Below are 18,515 nucleotides of genomic sequence, written 5' to 3' on the forward strand. Positions count from 1 at the left end.
GGGAGGCCACGAGGAAGGTCTGCGGCGTACTCGTGGCGATACCGCAGGGACACAGTCGGGCTCCTCCTTCGTCGAGCGAATCACAGTGAACACGGGAACCAACCGGTCGCGGTTCCCGGCGGCGGGCGTCCAGCTCGTTGTCCGGGATAGGCGCATCGACCGCTGAACGGGCCGGTTGGGGCGGAGCCGCCGTAGTAGTCCGAGTCCGGGAAAGCCGGTCACATGGCGAAGGGCGGCAGCGGATTCGAGAAGGGACGGAGGCTGCAATGCCGAAAGATGCGCCGCCGAACGGCGGCGCTCTCGACCACATCCCGCAGGGGCCGCGGTCGCGGGTATCGGAGATGCAGGCCAAACTTCACCGTTGGGCGGTGGCCGATCCGGGTCGCCGGTTCGATGACCTGTTCAATTTCGTGCACGATCCGGCGACGCTGATGATGGCGTTTGACCGGGTCGCGGGAAACCGCGGAGCGCGTGCTCCTGGCGTCGATGGCCTGACGGTCGCCGACGTTGAGGAGCGTATCGGCGTTCCGGGGTTCCTGGACGACCTGCGGAACTCGTTGAAGGACGGTTCGTTCCGTCCGTTACCGGTGCGGGAACGCAAGATCCCCAAGCCGGGTGGGTCCGGGAAGGTCAGACGCCTCGGGATTCCGACGGTGGCTGACCGGGTCGTGCAGGCCGCGTTGAAACTCGTGCTGGAACCGATTTTCGAGGCCGACTTCGTGCCGGTCTCTTATGGGTTTCGGCCCAACAGGCGGGCGCAGGACGCGATCGCTGAGATCCATCACTTCGGCACCCGTGGCTATCGGTGGGTGCTCGATGCTGACATCGAGGCGTGTTTCGACCGGATCGACCACACGGCCCTGATGGACCGGGTGCGTCACCGGGTGAAAGACAAACGCGTGCTGACGTTGGTCAAGGCGTTCCTCAAAGCCGGGATACTGACTGAGCTCGGCGAGAATAGGGAGACCGTGACCGGCACTCCGCAAGGGGGCATCCTGTCTCCGCTGCTGGCCAACATCGCCCTCTCGGTGCTCGATGAGCATCTGATGGCGACATGGAAGCCGGGCGGGACGATGTCCACCGAGGGCAAGCGTGGTTACCGCCGCCGCAAGGGTTTGCCGACATGGCGGCTGGTCCGCTATGCCGACGACTTCGTCGTCCTGGTCCATGGGACCGAACACGACACGCAGGTGGTGCACGAGGACGTCGCCAAGGTGCTCGCTCCGATGGGGTTGCGGCTGTCACCGGCCAAAACCCAGATCGTGCATCTGGCAGACGGGTTCAACTTCTTGGGCTTCCGCATCCAGTGGCGCCGCAAGAGGGGAACGGACAAGTGGCACGTCTATACCTTCATTGCCGACCGGCCCATCCGGTCTGTGAAGGACAAGATCCGTGCCCTGACCCACAGGCAGTCGCAACAAGACCTGGGATCCTTGCTGATCAGGCTCAACCAGATCATGCGTGGCTGGGCCAACTACTTCAAGCACGCCGTGGCCAAAGACCGGTTCGCCGCGCTCGCCAACTTCGTGTGGTGGCGGCTGATCCGGATGCTCAAGGCCCGGCATCGTTGGAGCTGGAAGGACGTCCGACGCCGCTTCACCATCCCCAACGGGCGATGGCTACCCATCACGGCGACGGACGGGACCGTGTTGTTCAACATGGCCAAGGTAACGGTCACCCGCTACCGATGGCGCGGCAACAGAATCCCCAACCGATGGACCCCAGCACCAACCTGATACGGCAGAAACCGTGGAGAGCCCGTTGCGTCGAGAGACGCACGGCGGGTTCGGCGAGAGGTCCGGAGAAACGGACCGGGAGCAATCCCGGCACCGCGCTCCGGGCCTACTCAGCGTTTCCGGCGTTGTTGATCAGTAGGTTTCGGCTCCCGGCCAGCGGTCACCGAACGTGATGGCGAACGCGTTGATCACGGGTTTCCAGCGCATCGTCCATCGGGCGCGGCCTGACCCGGTCGGGTCCAGGCTGCGGGTCACAAGATACAGGCACTTCATCGCGGCCTGCTCGGTCGGGAAATGCCCGCGTGCGCGGATCGCCCGCCGGTAGCGGGCGTTCAGTGATTCGATCGCGTTCGTGGAGCAGATCATCGCCCTGATCTCGACGTCGTAGTCGAGAAACGGCGTGAACTCGTTCCAGGCGTTGCGCCATAGACGTATCACCGCTGCGTGCTTCGCGCCCCATTTCTCTTCGAATTCGTCGAGAGCGGCCAGCGCGGCGTCCGGGCTCGGTGCTGTGTAGATGGGTTTGATGTCGCGTTTGACCGCGTCCCAGTCCCGGCGGGACACGAGCCGGAAGGTGTTGCGGATGAGGTGGACGATGCAGGTTTGCACAATGGTTTGCGGCCATACATTGGTCACCACATCCGGTAGGCCTTTGAGTCCGTCGCAGACGAGGAAGAACACGTCCCGCACGCCGCGGTTCTTCAGGTCGATCAGGACACTCATCCAGAACTTCGCGCCCTCGCCACCAGTGCCATCCACAGGCCCAGGACGTCCTTGCGGCCGTCCACGGTGACCCCGATGGCGGCATAGACGGGCCGGTTGGCAACCTGACCGTCGCGAACCTTGACATGGATCGCGTCGATGAACACGGCGACGTACACCGCATCCAGCGGGCGGGTAGCCCAGTCGTTCATGTCGCCGACGACCTTGTCGGTGATCCGCGAGATCGTTTCCTTGCTGACCGAGGATCCATAGATCTCGGCGAAATGCGCCGAGATATCCCCGGTCGTCAATCCCTTCGCATACAACGACAATACGATCTCGTCCACTTCGGTGAGCCGACGCTGCCGCTTCTTCACGATCTGCGGCTCGAACGTGCTCTCCCGATCCCGCGGTACATTGACTTCGACCTCGCCCGCGGCGTCTGAGATCACCGTTTTCGCCCGGGTGCCGTTGCGCACGTTCGCTGACTCGCGATCCGGGTCGGCCTGGTTCTTCTCGTGCCCGAGATGCTCGGTCATTTCCTCGTTGAGTGCGGTTTCCAGCACGTTCTTGGTGAACAGCTTCAGCAACCCGTCCGGCCCGGTCAGCGCCAGCCCGCGGGCTTTCGCTTCGGCCACCATCGCCGCCGCGGCGGCCTGCTCCGGCGACAGCTCCCGCGCCGGCTTGGGCTCACGCTTGCGTGGACTCACAACCTCAGATGTCATCACTCACAGTGCCCATCCCGCCGGACCTCAGTCCGGCGTGTCGGGCCGGAAACACCGATCTTGGAACAGTCCCGAGGCGACGTCCTGTCAACGCTCTCTCAAAACTGACCCCCGGTGGGTTCGGGAAAATTGACCCCTTGGGTTGGTCAGTTTTGGTTGGTGCGGTTGTCTTTGGCGAGGAGTTCGCGGCGTTGGCGGGTGCGGTAGGAGTCGCCGGTGAGGGTGAGGACTTCGGCGTGGTGGACGAGGCGGTCGATCATGGCGGCGCTTATCTCGACTTCGATTTCCGAATCTTGCCGTTGACCTGGTATTTCGTGTCGTGGACAGGTGTCTTTGACTAGTGATCATCGGTGTTGAGGCGGGCTGTGCGGAGTTGGCCGTGGGCGTGGGCGAGCGCGTCGCGGAGTTGCTGGTTCTCGGTGCGAAGCTGGTTGATTCGCTCGTGCGCCAGGGCCAGACGTTGACGTAGCGAGTCGTCGGTGGCCTGGGTGACGGTGTTGCGGACGAAGTCGGCGCTGGAGCGGTGCTGCTGGAGCTGCTGGATCCGGTCGAGCAGTGCGGGTTGGGTGTAGATCCACGACCGCGAGACGCCGGCCTGGTTGGCGAGCCGTGCGACGGTCACGTGTTCTCCGGCGTCGGTCAGCTCGGTAAGCGTCTGCTGGGCGCGTCGCAGAGTTTGATCGTGGCGCTGGCGGGCGTGCTCGGCGAGATGGTGCGTATGGTCAGCAGGCATCGGAACCGTCCTTTCCGTTGCAGGCGCAGGACTTTCCGCCGCCGCTGCAGCCGCCCGATGTAGTCAGGCTGTCGATGATGGTCAGCAGGTTCTTCTCGACGGTCCGGTTCATCTCGGCCAGACGCTGATGGCCGTTGGTGTCGGCTTGGCTGATCAGAGCCTGGGTCTGCTCAAGCTGACGACGATGCTGGGGCAGGAACTCAGGCGTCGTGACGAAGACCGGACAGGTCAAACAGGCGTTGGCGAACTCGCACTTCTGCTGCAGCGGCAAGGCGCAGTAACCGTTGGGTAGCGCCATCTTCGCCCTGGCGAGGTTGTTCTTCATCCAGACCGCGTCGGCCAGCGGACCGGTGTCGGTGGCCAGCCGCTCACCGGCGATGTTGACCTTGCGGGCGCGTTCCCACTGCTCCCGGATGGTCTTGTCCGACAGCCGCGCGTAATGGGAGGTCATCGCGTGCGAGTCGTGGTCGAGCAGTCGGCGGACGGTCTCCTGCGGGACCTCGTTGTTGATCAGACGGGTGCCGAAGGTGTGGCGCCACTGGTGCGGCGTCACATGGACCTCACGGCCGAGCTCGTCGCGGACATCGCAGACACGCAACCACTCCCGCAGTTCTCCCCGGAAGGTTCCGGTGCTGAATGCCACCTTGCCCTCGGGGTTGCGAGTTGGCCGCGGCAGCAGGAACGCCGGGTCTTCGAACTCGTCGAGAACGGCCTTCTGCTGGTTGGTGATGGCCTCGGCCAGATCGGTGTCGATGGGGACGAACGCATCGCGGCGCATCTTGTGGTTGGTGTAGCGCAGATAGGGCGCGCCCTGACCGTCGCGGACAACGCAGTCCAGCCGCAGGCGAGCTCCGTCACCGACGCGCAGCCCGGTGCTCATCAGGATCCGCGCCAGCAGACGACCACGGGAGTCGGCGAAGCGGACGAGGTTGTCGAGGTGCTCAAGCTGGACCATCACCGCTTCCGACAACGCCCGTGGTGGCCCCTTGACCAGGCGCGGGTAGTCCTCGGGGAACAGGTCGACCTGAGCAGACAGGCGAGATTCCCAGCCGTGCTGACGGGCCGAGCGCAGTAGACCGGCGAGGCTGCTGAGCTGACCGGTCCGGCTCTTCGGGTTGGGAAACCGTTCGACCAGGTGCGCCAGATGGACCTCGACCAGCTCCCGGGTCAACGCCTCGGGCCCACGCTGCAGAGCCGGAAACGACTGCGCGAACAGGGTGATCGCGCGGATGTCAGCGCCGACGGTCGCGACCGCGATCCCGGTCGAGAGCCGCCAGCGGGCCCACCGTTTGGTCAACTGCCGCAGCCAGATCGGCTCGATCCCGGTGAACCGGAACCGGGTGTCGCGTCCGGGGAACCCGAGCCTGCGCAGCAGCCAGACATCGCGCGGGAACTCCGCGTCCCAGCCCACACCCTCGACAAGGTCACGCAGATAGCCGATCGCGTCCAGCAGGAACCGGCGCTCGATATGGCCGCGCTCGCTGGAGAACCCGAGATAGGTGATCCAGGAATCGGGGCTGCGGTCCAGCAGCGAGGTGACGCCGCCGCCCGGCAGGGCTCGCAGCAGTCGCCGGATCGAGTGCGGCCTGGTGATCGTGCGGCGCTCGTCGACGCGGCATTGGATCGCGTAGGCGATCTCCAGCCGCATCGGCATCGGCAACCGGCGCAGATCGAACCGGTCCCGCCCGAACGTCGCGCAACCGAGCAGCCAGGACTCGATCGGCGGCCGGTGGGCGCGGATCCACCGATTCCGGTGATGGACACACAATCCCGCGTCGCCCTCGGCCTCCAGACCGCAGCCGGGGAATCGGCAGTCGGCCCCGGCCGGCAGCGGCCGGCCGCCGCCATCGGCGATCCACCGCGTCAGATCGACGCGGCCCTGCTGGTGCCAGCGATGCGCGTGGGAGTGGCAGAGGCCGTGCTCGCGGCGGCTGCGACGACATGTCGTGATCGCGCATTTCGGTGGTTGCTGTAGCCAGCGCCGGTTCGCCGGCGCCGCCTTGGCCCAGGCCTCAAGGTCGTCGGGACGGCCCTCGTCGATCCAGCGCTGATGATGCGCCGAGCACTTACCGAAGATCACCACGAGCCGCTCGCAGACCGGCACCAGGCACCGGGGTCCGCCAATCACCGGGTCATCGGGGTCGACCACGATCACCGGCTGCGCGAACTGCGGCCGCAGCCGGGCCGCCAGGTCGGTGCCGGAGTCGTTGTCGCTGTTCGGAATCGGGTGCAGCTGCCTCATGCGGTCGGCCCCGTCGCCGCTGGCTCGTCGAGGAACCCGGCCGCGGCCAGGGCGCGACGAGCGTCCTCGACGCCCAGATGGGAGTAGGTGTCGACGGTGGTGCTGATGCTGGCGTGACCGAGCAAATGCTGCACGATCTCGGCGGCGACCCCGCGACGCAGCAACCCGGTGGCGTAGCTGTGGCGGAACAGGTGGGGCGAGAACGTGATCGCGGTGCGGTCCCGCAACCGGCGCACCAGGCGGTCGACAGTGGCGTAGCTCATCGGCTCGCCGACCGGTTTTCCCCAGAGGTTGACGAACACGTAGTCGCAGTCCAACAGCCCATACTCCTCGTGCAGGTAGTCGCTGTAGAGGCGGAACAGGTCGGCGTCGGCGGGAACTTCCCGTGACCACGTCTTTGCCCGCGCTCGGTTCACGTTCGTCCGGGGCCGGACCGCGACCAACCGGCGGCGGGCGTCGAGATCCTCGTGCCGCAACCCGAGTGCCTCACCGATCCGCAATCCCGTGCCCTTCAGCAGGCTCAGCAGGAACCTGTCCCGCAACCGGTCGCAGGAGTCGATCAGCGTCGTCATCTCCGCCTGACTCAGCTCCCGTGGCGGCCGCCGCTCTGCCCGCAGCGAGATCGCCCGGTGCCGCTCCGGCCGTGCGCCCAGGTGCGCCAGGAACGGCTGCCACGACCCGCCGCGGCGGCCCGGCCGCCACCGCGTCAGCAACTCGCCGAGCGCGACACCGTGCCGCTGATGGAACTCGTAGAACGACGCCAACGCCGACAACTTCCGATTCACCGTCGCCGCGGCGAGATTCGCCTCCACCCAGGGCAGCATCGCCACCCGTCCATCGCGGGCCTCGACCGGCAACCGCAGCCACGTCACGAACCGGCCCAGATCCTCCAGCACAACTCGATCCCACTGCAGGCCACGGCAGTGCAGGAAGTCGAAGTAGTCCCGCAGATCGTGGGCATAGGCGCGGACGGTGTTCGGGGAGCGATCGATCGCGGTCAGATGCGCCAGGAACCGGTCCGCCGGAACCAGTACCAGGCCGTCGGCCAGAACGGTCGCCGACTCCGTGCCCGAAGGCATCACGACCCGCTGCACCCTCAACGCTGATCCCGTCATAGACACGGCAAGGTAATCCGTCCACAACGAACGCCAGGGAGGCGCACCAACCCCATCGTGTACATCGTGGACGCTCAACCCGAGCGGTTAGATAACTGCGGCGACGACGTCGTCGGAGAAGGTCTCGCCCCAGCGTCCGAAGGGCAGGTTCGAGGTGACCATGACCGAGCCTTGCTCGTAGCGGGAGGCGATGAGCTGGAAGAACAGGTTGGCCGCGTCCTGGTCGAACGGGATGTAACCGACCTCGTCGATGATGATCAGCTTGTAGCGGCGGATCTTCTTCAGTTCGGCCTCGAGCCGGTTGGCGTGGTGGGCGTCGGAGAGGCGGGCGATCCAGTTGCTAGCGGTGTCGAACAGCACTGAGTAGCCGGCCTGGGTGGCCTTGACTCCCAAGCCGATGGCGAGGTGGGTTTTCCCGATTCCGGGCGGCCCGAGCAGGATCACGTTCTCGGCTTTGGCGACGAATGTGCCGGTTGCTAGATGCGCGAGCAGGTCGCGGCGCAGGGAGGGCAGGTGGTCGAGGTTGAAGTCTTCGAGGGTCTTGACCGCCGGGAAGTGTGCGGTGCGGATGCGCATCACGGTGCCTTTGGACTCGCGGTCGGCGACCTGGCGTTGCAGCAGCGCGGCCAGGTATTCCTCGTGCGACCAGTTCTCGTCCCGGGCTTGGTCGGCCAGTTGTTCCCAGAACGCCCCGATCGTCGGGGTTTTCAGCACTCTGGTCAGATAGGCGATCATTGATGGCGTGCCGTCTTTCGGCGCCAGGGCCTCGGTTTTCGGCTTGCTGGTAGTACTCACGTGTTGCTCACTTTCTCGGTGGGGTTGGTGAAATCGACGCCGAAGAGGGCGTCGTAGTCCGGCAGCGCCCGCAGCCCGACGGCATGCCCGTCGGCGTGATGACGGGTGGCTGCTTGACGTTTCTGCCGTTGGGCGCTGAGAGCCCGGCGCATCTGCGCAGCCGTGGCGGCATGGGCGGAATCGGTGATCACGCCGTGCTTGGCCCAGGACCGGTGATGGCGGGCAACGACCTGGCCCTCGCAGAACACGGTCACCTTGTCCGGCGACGCGGTCACATCGACGAACCTGCCGATGACCCGCGGATCAACGGAGTAGTCGACGGCGTCGACACGCACGTAGTAGTCGCGGCCGAGCCGGATGCGGTGGTTCAGCCCGATCTGCGGCGCGACCGGCGGCAACGGAAGCATCGACAGGTAGTCGGTCTCCAGAAGGTCGACCGGGCGGCCCTGGATCGAGCGGACGGTGCGCGCGTTGGCCCGCTCCAGCCACTCCCCGAGCTGGGTGTTGAAGTCCGCCGGGGAGGTGAACAGCCGGCCGGGCAGAAACGAGGTCTCCAGGAACCGGTTGTTGCGCTCGACCAAGCCCTTGAACTCCGGATCCCGAGGCGGAGCGAGCGTGATCTTCGTGGCCAGCGTTCCGGCGAAGGCCGCCGCCGGGGCGCTGACCCGTCCGGTCCCGCCGATCGCGGATTCCCGGTCCCACACAAGGGTCTTGGTCACCCGGCCGATCCCACCGATCAACTCCCACATGCCCGACAAGATGTCCCCGGCCTGCCGCGACGGGATCATCGTCGCGGTCAGAAACCGGGAGAACCCCAGCGTCAGCACCAACACCGGTAACACCCGCTCCTGCCCGGCCGCGACCGGAACCCTGGGCTCCGGGAACCACAAGTCGCACTGCGTGACCTGCCCGGGTTCGTAGACCACCCGGTCGACCGGGTCGATGCCTACGTACTCCGGCCGGATCGCCGCCAGCCGCTTCTTCAACGGCGACATCGAGTACGGCCAGCCGATCTTCTGCGCAACCACCGGTGCAGGCATCTTCGGCCATTCCTGCAACAAAGCCCGGATCTGCGGCTCGAACGCATCCGCCACCGAACCCCGCGGCGCCCGCTGATACTTCGGCGGCCGGTCCGACGACAACGCCGCCCGAACCGTGTTCCGCGCCACACCCAACCGTCTAGCGATCTCCTTGATAGGCACACCCTCCGCACGATGCAAACGGCGGATCTCAGCCCAGTCCTCCACGTTCAACACCTCATGATCATCAAGAGGGGTCAATTTTCGGAGAACCACAGGGGGTCAGTCTTCAGGAATCGTTAACACGTCCGAGCCGGCATCATCGCGACGATCGACGTGAACATCGTCCGGGTACACCCGCGGTTCAGGACCGAAGACCTGCCTCCCGACGACGGAGAGGACAACGCCGACCACGACACGTCGGACAACAGCCGCCGCTCGCCTCACTATCGCCACCGGTACTGGCGCGGCCCGTATCGAGCAAACATGTGTATGAACACCTGGGGGCATAGCGAAGGAAACTGTGAACACAAAGAGGTGCCCGTGGGTCGGCATTTGCGCGGGCCGGTCGGCGCACCATTCCGCGAGCGCGTCACGGAACTGCGCGGCTCACCGGCTCGTAACTCCGGCACCGGCCAGCCCAAGCCGTAGACCGCGACCTGCACGTCGATGATGAGGCGAGGCGCCCTCGGGCTCGATACCTCGCATGCTCCGAGGTAGTCGGCTCGAAAACATCAGAGCCAGCCTGCCTGTTACGCCTTCTCGGGCCGGCGGTCATGGCTCGAACCGGAAACCGTAGGTTCGGTCGCCGATGGGCACGCGACCGTAAGGTGATCGGCGCTGCAGGAGGATGCCCGCCAGCGCCTGGTCGACGAGGACTTCAAGATCGGCGATGCTGCGTCGTTCCAAGAGCATGACGTAGTGCGTGCGTGGAGGCTTTCCCTTGGGCGGTTGCCAGGCGGAGTCTTCATTGATGCGGAGGCAATGTTCGACGCCGTGTCGTGGGCATCTCCAGACGGCGGGTATCTCGGCGTCTGTCGAGAATGGCACGGTGAACTCGTGTCCTCTTCGGCACGCGAAGCGGACTTGAATCCGCGGCGCCGGCCGCGCATCGCAATCCGGTTCGCCAGTGTGCGTTCCCAGGCGGTAGCCCCGCAAGACCCGTCTGGGCATCATGATCTCCGCTCGCGTATCGGATGGGCTGGTGTCGCGAGCCGTTCTCGTGCCCGCTGTCGCTGGGCTATGAGGCTTTGGGCTTGGTCCGGGTAGCGCCGCCGCGTCCACGCAGCACCACACCGAACTCCGACAGGATTCGGTGCACGAAGCCGTACGAGCGGTCGGTGGCCTCGGCCAGCGCACGGATGCTGGCGCCCTTTTCGTACTTCTTCTTCAGGTCAGCGGCCATCTTGGTGCGGGCCTCGCCGGTGATCCGGCGTCCCTTGGCCGTGGTGTGTGCTGCCATGCCGTTCGCTCCTCTTCGCGTTCAGGCGGTCGGTTGGTCGGAGTCGAGGGCGTCGCGCCGGGCGATGACGGTGGCCTTGCTCTTGTCGGCGCCGGGGCCGGCGGCGGTGTAGTAGTCGATGGCCTGGCCGTAGCGGCGGTGGGCCTCGGCGGTGTCGCCGAGCGCGGCGTGGACCTCGCCGAGCACGGTGCATAGGTCGGCCAAGTAGCCGACCGAGCCGTAGTCGCGCACGGCCTGCTCGATCGCGGCGAGCTCCGACACTGCCTCGGCGGCTTGCCCGTTCAGGGTCAGGGCCCGTGCCAGGTGCAGGACGGTGCGGGCGTGGCCGATGTCATCGCCGATGCCGGTGAACATGCTCGCCGCCAGCCGCAGGTGGTGGAGTGCGAGCGGGGCGTCGGCGACCTTGGGGTGCAGGGCAGTTTCGCCGAGGCGGCGGTGCCGCAGCGCGATGCTGCGGGCGTCGCTCATCCCCTCGGCGATTTCGAGGGCATGTTCGAGGTCAGGGAGGGCGGCGTGCGGGTCGTCGGCCTTGAGGTGGGCGCGGGCGCGGGTGGACAGCGCGCCGGAGTGCAGCCACGGGTCGCCGACTTCGGCGGCGCGCTCTACGGCAATCGTGCAGATGGCGACGGCGGCCTCGTGGTGGCCGAGGTTGGTCTCGCCGAAGCCCTGGCGGGTGCGGCAGACGACCTCCAGGATGTGCCCGGCGTCGGCCGCGGCATTGGCCCCGAGGAACTGCGAGCTCACCAACTCACCGGCGGTGTAGTTGGGGCGCAGCGGGTTCCACAGGACCTCGCCGAACTGATACACCAGCTCCGTCCAGCCCTGGTCGGCGGCGACCTGTTGAGCGGCGAGAAGGTTGGCGCGTTCGGTCTCGGCCCATTCCAGGGCGGCCTTCGCTGCGAACACGCCGGTGTCCAGACCGGTGTAGACGGGGCTGAACCGGCGAGGGAAAGGATTGATGATCTTGTCGGCCGCCGCCGCGCGCCGCAGGTACCACTCGATCATCCGGCGGCGCACCGCAAGCCGCTTGGCCTGGTCATCCTGGCCTGCCAGGGTTTGCACGTGCTCTCGCAGGACGTCGTGCAGCCGGTAGCGCTCGTCTCCAGTCTCGGTGACGAGGTTCGCCTCCACCAGCCGCCCGAGCCCGCGGCCGACCTCGGCGACCGGCACGTCGAGCCCGGCCGCGAGCGGCTCGGCGGTGAACTCGACGCCGGGATGCTCGGCCAGGCCGCGGTAGAGCCGGGCGGTGGTGGCGTCGAGGTCCTCGTAGCTCATCTGCAGCACTCCTTCAACGGACAGCTCGTGCGGGTCCAAAGCGCCAGTGGACGCCTCGGCGAGGTGGGTCAGGCGGGTGATCAGGCGCGCCGGGTCGCGCCGGGGGTAGGCGGCGAGATGGGCCCCGGCGATGGTTAAGACCAACGGGTGCCCGTGACAGCGGGTGGCCAGCGCATGCAGCAGCTCCTCGCCGATGGGCTGTCGGTCCTCGTCGAGGAGGCCGGTCAGGAGCGCGGCGCCGGTGGCGGCCGGGAAGCAGTCGAGGTCGAGGTGGCGGAAGCCCGCGATGGCCAGCTCGGCGAGCCGATTGCGGCTGGTGACCAGGATCGTGCCGCGCGCCGTGGCAGGTACCAGGGCCTGCACCTGCTCGGCGGAGCGGGCGTTGTCGACCAGCATGGCCACCGCCTTGTCCGAGGTGACCGTCCGGTACAGCGCGACCAGCTCGGCCACCTCGCCCGGCAGGTCGTCGGCGGCGACGCCGAGCGTGCGGAGCCATCCGGCGAGGACCTGCGCGGTGGCCGGTGGCGGGTGGCCGCTCCAGCCGTTGAGGTCGACGTGCAGCACGCCGTCGGGGTGGCGCTCGTGGTGTCCGTCGAGCCAGCGCACCGCCAAGCCGGTCTTGCCGACCCCACCCAGGCCGGTCACCACCACGCGGGTCGGGCCCGCCGTGGTGAGCAGACGGTCCAGCCACTCCAATTCATCTGCGCGGTCGACCCAGGTGTGCGCGGGCGGCGGAAGCTGCCGGGGCACCGGCACTCGGTGCTCGGGAGCGTGCAGGACGATGGTTTCGGCGGTTACCGTGCGGGCTTGCAGCACCTGGCCGTGGACCGATCCGGACACGGTGTTGATGTGCTCGGCCTCGTTCATGCTCGCTCCGCGGGCTCGGAACGGCGGTCGGCGAGCACGGCGTTGCCCCACAGGCACTCGCGTACGGGCAGGGTGAGCCCGTCCGGTCGCCACAAGCCGATCGGCGCCACGCCGTCCGGGTGTGGTTGCCACGGTCCCAGCAGGTCGGCGAACTGCCGCCGGCTTCGGTGGACGAGCGTGATCCCGGCCCTGGCGAGACAGTCCTCGACCGCAGCGGCCGACTCCAGCCCGAGGACGATGCCGTCGGCGTGTGAGGCGGCCAACAGCGAGCCGGGTGCCAGCCGCTCGTGGTACCTGGCCAATGCGGCGGCCGGATCCTCGGCGCCGGGCAGGCAATGCAACACCGACCCGGCCACCACGCCCACCGGGCGAGTCAGATCGAGCAGCCGAGTGGTCACGGCATGGTCGAGCACCTCGTCAACGTGCCGCAGGTCGGCCTCGATCACCCCGGTGCTCGGATCGTCCGCATGGACGATCAGACCGAGACCGGCGATGGCGATGGGGTCGCGATCGACGTAGACGACGCGGACGTCAGGACGTTCAGCCTGGGCGAGATGGTGCACGGGGTGCGCGCTGAACATGCCCGCACCCAGGTCGAGGAACTGCTCGATTCCGGCCGTGAGCATGTGAAGGACTGCGCGGCGGACGAAGGTGCGGCTCTCGCGGACGAATACGTCATACCCAGGCACCAGCGTGGTGATCTTGTCGGCCACGGCGCGGTCGGCCGCGAAGTTGTGCCCACCGCCGAGCAGGTAGTCGTAGATCCGGAACAGCGACGGCGCGTCGGGGTCTACCTGTTGCACAAGACCTGGCGCGTCCCCATGCGTCGCCATCACCGTGAAGTTCTCCCCACCCCGCCTCGTCACCACGAGCCGACTCGCGCCATGCGCCTGGTCGACCCGGTAGCCGTGACCTGCGGTTCATCCGCACCAGCCGCACCGGCCGGGTCGATTCGTGTGGGCGATTAGACCGGCGATATCAAGATCTGAACCAGAGCGGCAAGGAGGCGCTGGTGAGGCGTCCGTGAGGCGGCACCACGTGTGAGCACGACTTCAGCGGCGGCACGGTTCACCCGGCCGAGTGGCATCCCATCACCAGCCGATACGTGACTCGCCGGATCCCACCACAGTCGAACATATGTGCGAGCGCGGTGGTAGTTTTCTCGACATGAGTTCGTCGCCTCCACCCGCCTCACCGGACGGCGCGCTGCGCTACCGGGTCGACCACACCGGCACGACGATCGCCGTCCTTCCAGCCACCTGCAAAGGTGGCCGGCACCTCGTCATCCCAGGCGTCAGCAGGGCGATAGCGGTCGAGGACGAAGTCCGCATCGACTGCCCTGTTTGTGCGGCGACACCCGGAGCCGACGCGACCTGGCGCCTGTCCAGCAGCGGCCCCAGCCCGGACCGCGCCGAGCTGGACGACGAGCCGTATGGCGATCTGATTCTGCGCCGCGTGCGAACGGTGGCCGGCACGAGGTAGGCCGATGATGCCGTGATCAACAGCCCGTTCACTCAGTGGGAAGGCGACGACCTCCACGGACGCAGACCAGTGCTCACCTCGGTATGGGTCAACCTGGACATCCTCTTCCCCCGGCCAGCCGACGCACCGCGGCACGTCATCGAGACCGGCCTGGACTTGACGGGCGTGGTCCCCGGACGGCTTCACGGCCGTTTCCCCAGTATCGAGGGCGACTGGTACGGGATCGTCAACTACGAGATCGGCTACGCCGACGGCCGTCGCGACAAGCTGCACCTGGTCGACCAATTCGTGCCCTTCAACGTGTTGCGAAAGCGCGAGTGAAGTTCCCAGCTGGCAGAACGCAGGGCGGTCGACGACGAGCACGCGGGTACCGCGGTGATCGAGTCGATCTGGGCGTGCGGGTGGAGGACGGCCGCGCGGCGGAGGAGGAGGCGGCCGCGTCGCTCGGTGGCTGTGAACGCGCGTCGGACACTGCGCTGCTCAGAGATCTACCGCCGACCCACCGCGCTACCGTGATGTGATGGTCAACCAGCGAACCCGACGTGCTCAGGTGGGCGCGACCAGGTTTGACGCACGCGGTGGAGCGGCATGACCGTCACGCCGATGAGGCTGCGCTCGGCCATCGCCGAAACGCTCTGGGAGTGCGTCAAGGCCCACCACCTGGAAGGGGCCTGTGACGCGCTCGGCATGAAACCCGCCCGCGAGGGCAGCCCCGAGCCGTTCAACAGCAAGCGCAGCTACGTCGAGGGCCGGCTACAGGGCATGTCTTTGACGGACTTGACCAACCTCGCCCACCGCGTCGCGGCCGAGTACGACGCCGAGCACCTACAGCCGTTGCTCGACGCATCCGGTACGCACGGCGTAGCCGGCGAACTGAAGAACCTGATCTTCGCGGCCGACGGCCCCAAGCCGGAGATCGTGTTCAGCGACGCCCTGAACAACGACGTCCTCGTAGTCAAGAACGAGCAGTTCTGTCTCGTTTACGACCGGCCGCTGGGCGCACATGGCCTCACCTGGGCCGAACTGACCAGCTGGTGGGCCGACCGCGCGGGACTGACCGAAGCACCGGCCCGTGAGATCTCGCTCGACTTGTACCGACGGCTGGACCGCTCGCTTGGTGACAACCACGCGGAGCGACGAATACTGCGCACGTACGCCGACCGGTACGTCCGGCTCGGCGACGGCATCCCGGCGCTGATCCCGCAGGTGTACCTGCATTACGACCCGTACACCCGAGCGCACCACGCCCCTGGCACACCACCTCTGGCCCGTCAGCGCATGGACTTCCTCCTGCTGCTGCCACAGCGGATCCGTATCGTCGTCGAGTGCGACGGTAAGCAGCACTACGCCGACGAGAACGGGCACGCGGACCCCCGTCGGTACGCCGAGATGGTGGCCGAGGACCGTGAACTACGACTGCACGGCTACGAGGTCTACCGCTTCGGCGGTGCCGAGCTCACCGATACTCCAGCCACTGGGCAGCGGCTTGCAGCGTTCTTCGACCGGCTCGCCGAGCGTTACTCCACCTGACTCTCCGTTGGCCCAAACCCGTGAAGCCGGTCGCCCGAGTGGGGGTTGGCAGTCAGCGTCGCCGTGGAGGACGAGAAGGCCAAGGGCAGCGACGGCCACCAGGGCGCAGGCGACGCGAGCGCTTCGCCCGGAACCGGTGGGAGCGCCTGGAAGAAGGAACCGCGGACAGAACAAGCAAGTCGGCGTGGAGCGTGAGCGCGGCTCCAACACAAGCATGGCCGGCGCCGGAACGCTGTTGATGTCCTCACGCCACGCTGCCAACAAAACCGCGAGCTCGTCCTCCTCGCCACCCACGCCATCACCTCCGCCGTTCAGCTACCAACAGGCGTCGTACCCGCTCGACCTGGCGTTACGCGCGACACCGCTAGGCTTCGAACGTGCTGGCCCCGACGGGACCGCTTCGACGAATTGGCGCTAGGAGGGGCCTGCTCATGGGCGAGCTAGGTGTGATCCGGAGTTACGCGTACTGGTCGGATCGCCGTATCCGGGACATCGCGTCGGCAAACGGCATCGCCCTCGAACGGCGCGTGAGTTGGAAGGCCAAGACGGCGTCGATTCCCTTGATCGGTGGGCTCGAATTCGCGCAGGAGGCGCGCACGCTAGACCGTGCTGAAATGGCGCGCCGAATCGAAACGGCGATCGGCGACCTCGCAGTCGAGGACTTCGTCACTCCGCCGCCGGCGACGTTCGCCAAGGGCGTCGGCCGTGTCGACTTCGCCCAGTTCACGGGCGGTGTCGAGAAGCGACAAGGCGTTGTGATGCACACCAGCACTCGCAGCAGTACCGGCGCCCGCGTCGACGTGTGCCTGTTCGGCAGCCTGGAGAACACCGCCGACTACGTCGGCGGCTCCGACCAACCGCCGGAAGGATGGTCGTCCTCCGCGGCTCGGACGATTGCTCTCTACATCCAGAGCCGAGGAACGATCAACAATTCACAGTGGGACGACCCGGAGTCCCTCGCGGTCGAAGCCCTGAAGATCGCGACCGAGCAGGGCGTGACCGGAACCTGGGACGAACACGAGGACAAGCCCTGGACGCGAGGCTTCACGCTCGGCCACGCGACTGAATCCGAGTGGTTCGCACAGATCTACAGCGACGTCGTACTCGACAAAGACCGGTGGACCTTTGACCGCGACGGCGGCATCAGCCCAGACGTCGAACGTATCCTCATCGGCGCTCCACTGTGGGTACGGACTCCGGGCGCACACGCCGTCACCCGCTACCGGGACCTACGCCGAGGGAGCGACGGGCAACATGACGGGCCGCTCCCGCCTGGCCCGGATGGCCAACGCCTACGTCGTCGACGGGACACAATGATCGAGTGAGCGATGACTGGGAGTTGCGCTGGGCATCGGGAGCCCGGCGGTTCTACGTCGCCGAGATCGTGCGGCAGGCGAGTTATGCCCTGGCCGCGGTGCAACAGGCTCTCAGTCTCAGCCGGGATCCGCAGCGGCGTGCCGAGGCGTGGCCGGCGGTCCAGTCGTTCCTCACCGCGACCGCCATCATCAGCAAGCTGTTGTGGCCCGTCAGGGCCGAGGGAGCCGATCTCAAGTCCCGTTGGCGTCGCTTCCGCGCCGATCGACTGCGGACAGAGTTGATGGTCAGCGAAACCTCGGCCCTCCGGGACAGGAAGGTCCGGGACTCCGCCGATCACTTCGACGAACGCATCGACGACCTTGTCCGCGACCAGCGCATCCCGCAGTCGTGGGCAGACCTGGCCGAGGAGGAGTTCACGCAACAGCCGGCCCCGTTCCGCGCGATCGACTCTGACACGGGTGAGGTGCTCGCAGGTCATGACCGGATGGCACTGACGCCCATCGTTACGGAGTTGAACGCGGTTTTGCGTCGGTGCGAAACCGTCGAGCCCGGATCAACCAGCGACCCCGACATCGTCATGCTGCTGGCCACGTTGAGATGGCCGCCGCTGCCGTCCCTGTTCGCGCCCACCGAGCGCCCGGACGAACCGGTCACCGCCAGAGCCAGTATCGCGGCAACCGGCCCTCAGAGCCTGGAAGAGCTGATCACGCTGGTTGTCGATCAGCTCTCCGAGCACCCGGACTCGAACCGATCACCCGATGCCGAGGGATAGGTGATGTCGAGCCGCATCAATAGGCAGTCTGGCAACGTGCCGCGATCGAGCGCGAACGCGCGGTGAGGCAGTTGCTGGACAGTCCACTGTGTGTTCAGCCGGTCTGAGCAGCTTGGATCACGCCCTGGATGGCCTGCCCGATGCGATTGGCGGCGTGGTCAGGGTCGGGTTGGCCGGTGTCGAGCCAGGCGATCACGGCTTCGAGGGTGAGGGTGGGGATCAGTCGTGCTGCCCAGTTCTGCCAGGGGCCGTCCGGGATCGCGTCGGCGAGGTGGCGGTGGGCGATCTCGGTCGAGGCCGACCGGATCCTGTCGATCACGTCGCGGAACTCCGGCTCCCTGACCGCATGGCGGAACAGCAGCCGGAACCCGTCAGGGTCGGCTGCGGCGGCGCGCAGCAGCGCGGGAATGCTGCCCTCGTCGTAGGTCTCGATCCCAACGGAGGTCCCGAGCCGGGTACAGGCGCGGTCTAGCACCGCTCGGTACAGGTCGTTCTTCGACGCGAAGTGTCGGTAGAGGATCACGTGCGTGACGCCGGCCTCCGCTGCGATGTCGTCGAGGCCGGTGGCGGTGAACCCGGTGCGGGCGAACGCGCGGGTGGCCGCGTCGAGGATCTGCTCGCGCCGCTGCGCGCGGGGCATACGCCGGACACGCTCGGGCTGGCTTTCCGACGTGGACTGCGCGGATTGTCGGGCGGCTGCCATCGCATCAACCTCCTCTTGTTAAAGGCAGACTATACAAGTA

At 67.0% G+C, this 18,515-nt stretch carries 17 protein-coding genes and 1 pseudogene; 6 read left to right on the forward strand and 12 right to left on the reverse strand.

Annotated features, from left to right (window positions below; all coding sequences use genetic code 11):
* Window positions 1–266: 266 nt before the first annotated feature.
* On the forward strand, window positions 267–1,736 hold the full coding sequence (ltrA, locus tag H4W30_RS33060; RefSeq protein ID WP_112276294.1) for a group II intron reverse transcriptase/maturase: 1,470 nt from the start codon (window positions 267–269) through the stop codon (window positions 1,734–1,736).
* A 132-nt stretch (window positions 1,737–1,868) separates the two neighbouring features.
* Here ltrA and H4W30_RS33065 read toward each other — a convergent pair.
* From H4W30_RS33065 to H4W30_RS33115, 11 genes and pseudogenes are all read right to left on the reverse strand, one after another.
* Window positions 1,869–3,163, reverse strand: a pseudogene (locus H4W30_RS33065) (IS256 family transposase).
* A 146-nt stretch (window positions 3,164–3,309) separates the two neighbouring features.
* The gene (locus H4W30_RS43945) at window positions 3,310–3,423 is read right to left on the reverse strand and encodes an ATP-binding protein (RefSeq protein WP_281270746.1); all 114 of its coding nucleotides are present in this window, start codon (window positions 3,421–3,423) and stop codon (window positions 3,310–3,312) included.
* Window positions 3,424–3,500: 77 nt separating this feature from the next.
* The gene (locus tag H4W30_RS33075; protein ID WP_072029026.1) at window positions 3,501–3,896 is read right to left on the reverse strand and encodes a DUF6262 family protein; all 396 of its coding nucleotides are present in this window, start codon (window positions 3,894–3,896) and stop codon (window positions 3,501–3,503) included.
* Window positions 3,886–6,138 (reverse strand): tyrosine-type recombinase/integrase, encoded by a 2,253-nt coding sequence (locus H4W30_RS33080; protein ID WP_072029025.1) that lies wholly within the window; start codon window positions 6,136–6,138, stop codon window positions 3,886–3,888. The genes H4W30_RS33075 and H4W30_RS33080 overlap by 11 nt, the downstream gene beginning before the upstream one ends.
* Window positions 6,135–7,253, reverse strand: coding sequence for a site-specific integrase (locus H4W30_RS33085; RefSeq protein ID WP_076153477.1), 1,119 nt, complete (start codon window positions 7,251–7,253; stop codon window positions 6,135–6,137). The genes H4W30_RS33080 and H4W30_RS33085 overlap by 4 nt, the downstream gene beginning before the upstream one ends.
* Before the next feature lie 87 nt (window positions 7,254–7,340).
* Window positions 7,341–7,988 carry an IS21-like element helper ATPase IstB gene (istB, locus tag H4W30_RS33090; protein ID WP_425455448.1) on the reverse strand — a complete coding sequence of 216 codons (648 nt, stop codon included), beginning with the start codon at window positions 7,986–7,988 and terminating at the stop codon, window positions 7,341–7,343.
* A 56-nt stretch (window positions 7,989–8,044) separates the two neighbouring features.
* Window positions 8,045–9,304: an IS21 family transposase gene (istA, locus tag H4W30_RS33095; RefSeq protein ID WP_112271358.1), complete on the reverse strand. Its 1,260-nt coding sequence runs from the start codon at window positions 9,302–9,304 to the stop codon at window positions 8,045–8,047.
* Window positions 9,305–9,841: 537 nt separating this feature from the next.
* Window positions 9,842–10,240 carry an RNA polymerase-binding protein RbpA gene (locus H4W30_RS33100; RefSeq protein ID WP_075848243.1) on the reverse strand — a complete coding sequence of 133 codons (399 nt, stop codon included), beginning with the start codon at window positions 10,238–10,240 and terminating at the stop codon, window positions 9,842–9,844.
* 67 nt (window positions 10,241–10,307) lie between these two features.
* The gene (locus H4W30_RS33105) at window positions 10,308–10,529 is read right to left on the reverse strand and encodes a helix-turn-helix domain-containing protein (RefSeq protein WP_075848219.1); all 222 of its coding nucleotides are present in this window, start codon (window positions 10,527–10,529) and stop codon (window positions 10,308–10,310) included.
* A gap of 21 nt (window positions 10,530–10,550) precedes the next feature.
* The gene (locus tag H4W30_RS33110) at window positions 10,551–12,671 is read right to left on the reverse strand and encodes a hypothetical protein (protein WP_112285788.1); all 2,121 of its coding nucleotides are present in this window, start codon (window positions 12,669–12,671) and stop codon (window positions 10,551–10,553) included.
* Window positions 12,668–13,504, reverse strand: coding sequence for an SAM-dependent methyltransferase (locus H4W30_RS33115; protein WP_112285789.1), 837 nt, complete (start codon window positions 13,502–13,504; stop codon window positions 12,668–12,670). Before H4W30_RS33115 ends, H4W30_RS33110 begins: the two co-directional genes overlap by 4 nt.
* Window positions 13,505–13,838: 334 nt before the next feature.
* On the opposite strand from H4W30_RS33115, the gene H4W30_RS33120 reads away from it, so the two are divergent.
* The 5 genes from H4W30_RS33120 to H4W30_RS33140 all read left to right on the forward strand — a co-directional run bounded on the left by H4W30_RS33120 (window position 13,839) and on the right by H4W30_RS33140 (window position 17,772).
* Window positions 13,839–14,153, forward strand: coding sequence for a hypothetical protein (locus H4W30_RS33120; RefSeq protein WP_112271366.1), 315 nt, complete (start codon window positions 13,839–13,841; stop codon window positions 14,151–14,153).
* A 12-nt stretch (window positions 14,154–14,165) separates the two neighbouring features.
* Complete coding sequence (locus H4W30_RS33125) at window positions 14,166–14,474, forward strand: hypothetical protein (protein WP_075848209.1); 309 nt, start codon at window positions 14,166–14,168, stop codon at window positions 14,472–14,474.
* 267 nt (window positions 14,475–14,741) lie between these two features.
* Window positions 14,742–15,683, forward strand: a complete 942-nt coding sequence (locus H4W30_RS33130; RefSeq protein ID WP_137097494.1) for a hypothetical protein — start codon at window positions 14,742–14,744, stop codon at window positions 15,681–15,683.
* A gap of 431 nt (window positions 15,684–16,114) precedes the next feature.
* Window positions 16,115–17,008, forward strand: coding sequence for a hypothetical protein (locus H4W30_RS33135; protein WP_112271370.1), 894 nt, complete (start codon window positions 16,115–16,117; stop codon window positions 17,006–17,008).
* On the forward strand, window positions 17,005–17,772 hold the full coding sequence (locus H4W30_RS33140) for a hypothetical protein (RefSeq protein WP_112271372.1): 768 nt from the start codon (window positions 17,005–17,007) through the stop codon (window positions 17,770–17,772). Before H4W30_RS33135 ends, H4W30_RS33140 begins: the two co-directional genes overlap by 4 nt.
* Window positions 17,773–17,866: 94 nt before the next feature.
* On the opposite strand, the gene H4W30_RS33145 is transcribed toward H4W30_RS33140, so the two are convergent.
* Window positions 17,867–18,475: a TetR/AcrR family transcriptional regulator gene (locus tag H4W30_RS33145; RefSeq protein WP_112271374.1), complete on the reverse strand. Its 609-nt coding sequence runs from the start codon at window positions 18,473–18,475 to the stop codon at window positions 17,867–17,869.
* Window positions 18,476–18,515 lie beyond the last annotated feature (40 nt).

This window comes from Amycolatopsis roodepoortensis (assembly GCF_014873915.1).
Taxonomy (GTDB): Bacteria; Actinomycetota; Actinomycetes; order Mycobacteriales; family Pseudonocardiaceae; genus Amycolatopsis; species Amycolatopsis roodepoortensis.

Coding starts and splice junctions, on each gene's coding strand:
- H4W30_RS33120 (WP_112271366.1), top strand. CDS start 13,839: ATGAGTTCGTCGCCTCCACCCGCCTCACCGGACGGCGCGCTGCGCTAC.
- H4W30_RS43945 (WP_281270746.1), bottom strand. CDS start 3,423: ATGATCGACCGCCTCGTCCACCACGCCGAAGTCCTCACCCTCACCGGC.
- H4W30_RS33110 (WP_112285788.1), bottom strand. CDS start 12,671: ATGAACGAGGCCGAGCACATCAACACCGTGTCCGGATCGGTCCACGGC.
- H4W30_RS33105 (WP_075848219.1), bottom strand. CDS start 10,529: ATGGCAGCACACACCACGGCCAAGGGACGCCGGATCACCGGCGAGGCC.
- H4W30_RS33130 (WP_137097494.1), top strand. CDS start 14,742: ATGACCGTCACGCCGATGAGGCTGCGCTCGGCCATCGCCGAAACGCTC.
- ltrA (WP_112276294.1), top strand. CDS start 267: ATGCCGAAAGATGCGCCGCCGAACGGCGGCGCTCTCGACCACATCCCG.
- H4W30_RS33115 (WP_112285789.1), bottom strand. CDS start 13,504: ATGGCGACGCATGGGGACGCGCCAGGTCTTGTGCAACAGGTAGACCCC.
- istB (WP_425455448.1), bottom strand. CDS start 7,988: ATGATCGCCTATCTGACCAGAGTGCTGAAAACCCCGACGATCGGGGCG.
- H4W30_RS33085 (WP_076153477.1), bottom strand. CDS start 7,253: ATGACGGGATCAGCGTTGAGGGTGCAGCGGGTCGTGATGCCTTCGGGC.
- H4W30_RS33100 (WP_075848243.1), bottom strand. CDS start 10,240: ATGCCCAGACGGGTCTTGCGGGGCTACCGCCTGGGAACGCACACTGGC.
- H4W30_RS33145 (WP_112271374.1), bottom strand. CDS start 18,475: ATGGCAGCCGCCCGACAATCCGCGCAGTCCACGTCGGAAAGCCAGCCC.
- H4W30_RS33080 (WP_072029025.1), bottom strand. CDS start 6,138: ATGAGGCAGCTGCACCCGATTCCGAACAGCGACAACGACTCCGGCACC.
- H4W30_RS33135 (WP_112271370.1), top strand. CDS start 16,115: ATGGGCGAGCTAGGTGTGATCCGGAGTTACGCGTACTGGTCGGATCGC.
- H4W30_RS33075 (WP_072029026.1), bottom strand. CDS start 3,896: ATGCCTGCTGACCATACGCACCATCTCGCCGAGCACGCCCGCCAGCGC.